This is a genomic window from Photorhabdus bodei, from assembly GCF_003287735.1.
Lineage (GTDB): Bacteria > Pseudomonadota > Gammaproteobacteria > Enterobacterales > Enterobacteriaceae > Photorhabdus > Photorhabdus kayaii.
Genome location: NZ_NSCM01000105.1, coordinates 1 through 2560, shown reverse-complemented (window position 1 = coordinate 2560; position 2560 = coordinate 1). Strand labels below are relative to the sequence as shown.

Here is a 2560-nt window from a genome sequence, read left to right as displayed (position 1 = left end):
CGCACGCGGGGGTAAATAGTCGTCAGGCGGCGCAAGCCCCGGCATCCCCGTTGAGCCGGTCCAGGCCGCCCAACGCCTATTGAACATAATGCGGGGGGAATTATACGCACTGCGCCGGTGAGCCCGGGCAACCGCCTGAGCATTGATGAGCGGCTTAATGCGTATAATTGGCATTATGTCTTGCGCCCCCGCGGGTCGGCATTGCAGGGAGTGGCGCACAAGGCTGACGCCTTCTGCTGTCAGCCGCTGAGCCAGTCCTCGGCAAAAACCCGTGTTCTTCTTTAGCTGCCGTGCCAACGTCCGGCCAACCCCCCTAAAGGCAAGTCGGCCTGCGGCCTCCGCTCATTGACTTCCCCCCGCCCCAACCCCGCTGCACTGGCTGCGCCCGGCTCGCACTGCGCTGCGCTCCGTTGCTCGTCCCCGTGCTCGCCATCGCCGCCCCGTGCAGCCCCCAGGGGCTTCCCTGAACAAAACCGCGTGGTCATGCAAGGCCATGCGCAACCCGAAGCCACAGTGCCCCAGAGCGTCGCAGGGGCACCGCTTGCGGGCTCTATGCCGCCCGCGCCCGCAGAACGGGTGCCCGCCGCCCAAACAAGTTGGGCGACGTTCGCCCGTTGCCGAAAAAGCCGCTACACTGGCAATGGCACGGCAGGAAAAACCGGCGTTCAGGGGTGAAAAGCGCGTCAGGGGGTTTTGGGTTCGGCGACAAAGCAGCACGGGAAAAAACGGGTTGTAACTGACTGAGGGCATTAGGAAAATCGGTGACCGGCGGTCAACTTCGCAATGGAATGGGTTGTTATTGAGAATAACTTCCTGACGGCCAAAGATGTCCACGAACTGAAAGAGGAACTGCTGGAAGCAGAAAAGACGGGCGCAAATAAGCAAGCGATTTACGACAAGTTTAAAGAGAGTAGCGAGAAAAACCGTCAGGAAGGCATGGCAAATGACTGCTCCCATAATCCGGGCTGTGTGGTGTCCGTTTGGGAAATGATGAACTCGGGAACAGATGCCGCCAGTGGCCTGAACCGGACTTCATTCTTCTCCAGTCTCAGTAGTGAGGAGATGGCACAGTTAAACCGCTTTGTACAGGCAGAGAATGCAGAAAGTGCCCAGGCGATTTACCAGTCACTGCCAGATGTGGTAAAGAAGGTTGTTGAAGGCAAGGAGTTTGCGGAGCAGTTTGGTGTAATGCCGAAAGTGGGCAGCAGCGGGATAATTGGGCTGGGAATAGCCGGAAAAAAACCTGCGACAAAAGACACAGGCAATACGGGTACAAAAGGCGCTAACACTGAGCATAATCAACAAGTTAATAAATCAAATTTAGCTACCGCAGAGAAAGAAGTTGTACTTATTGAACAAGGTAAGAAAGGTGGTTGGAGTAAGGTACTGAATAAACCTGAACCCAATAAAATTTATCATGTAAAACATGCAAGCGGGGAAAAAGTTTATCATACAGATGAATTAAGCAGGCCAGTCCATATCGAAACTTCACTACGTTTATCCAAAGGTGATCGTAACACTTATCAGCAATGTAAAGCAGGTAAATGTGGTAATCCGGGAGATGAAGGCGGGCATTTAATCGCCAGTATTTTTGGTGGCCCAGGCGAGCGACTAAATGTTGTTCCTATGGATGGAAACCTAAATAAAGGTGCCTGGAAGCAGATGGAGAACTCTTGGTCTAAAGAATTAAAAGCTGGTAAGACAGTTGATGTGAAAATACAGCCTAGATATAGTGATAATAGTAACCGTCCTAGCAGTTTTGATGTCAGCTATACGGTAGATAACGGAAGACCAATAGAAATAAACATTAAAAATGTTCCAGGAGGTAAGAAGTGAGTTTGGACGATAAAATATATGCCGAGATAGGCCAGTTATTATATAACGCAGCTCCGGATCATGCGAAAAAAATTATTATGGATACGGAGTTATCTCCTAAAGGTGACTATTGCCAATTTAAATATGACTACATGGATGCTAATGACGAAATCCGTTGGTTTTCACCTAAAGATAATGATGGGTTAACAAATGAGAAATTGAGAGAACTACTAGTCTCATTGAGACAATTCTTTGTAGAAAACATTCATTCAAAGCAAAAACCACATTGGACCGGCTGTATCGTTGTAATTGATGTAGAACAAATGAAGCTCAATATAGACTTCAAATACGAAAACTAATCTAAAAGAGATCCCAGCCAAGGCGCTGGGATTTTCTCTTTAGCCGTCAGTTGTTCTCAACGAGCCGGATAATCAACTATCCGGCCTCGCTGGTATTGGTGCTCGGTTTCACTATCGGTAAGGCCAAACAAAAAAAGCGGATTTTAAAACCGAACACCATAGCGTGAGTATCAGCACGGGCGGTTCAGCCGGCGGCATGTTCCTCAGTAATTTGGCAGCCAATACCCTGGGCGGCGCTAACCGGGAAGGCCACGCTCAGAGCACCACTCACGCCGCGGTCAGTGACGGTACCCTGATTATCCGGGATAAAGACAACCAGCAACAGGATATCACCACCCTGAGCCGGGATACCGACCATGCCAACAATGCCCTCAGCCCTATCTTTG

At 50.3% G+C, this 2560-nt stretch carries 2 protein-coding genes and 1 pseudogene; all 3 read left to right on the top strand.

Going from position 1 to position 2560, the window contains the following annotated elements:
* Positions 1-783 precede the first annotated feature (783 nt).
* Positions 784-1836 carry a DNA/RNA non-specific endonuclease gene (locus CKY02_RS22760; protein WP_112896983.1) on the top strand — a complete coding sequence of 351 codons (1053 nt, stop codon included), beginning with the start codon at positions 784-786 and terminating at the stop codon, positions 1834-1836.
* Positions 1833-2174, top strand: a complete 342-nt coding sequence (locus tag CKY02_RS22755) for a hypothetical protein (protein WP_112896982.1) — start codon at positions 1833-1835, stop codon at positions 2172-2174. Before CKY02_RS22760 ends, CKY02_RS22755 begins: the two co-directional genes overlap by 4 nt.
* Before the next feature lie 133 nt (positions 2175-2307).
* A pseudogene (locus CKY02_RS22750) lies at positions 2308-2560 on the top strand (hemolysin); the annotation flags it as partial.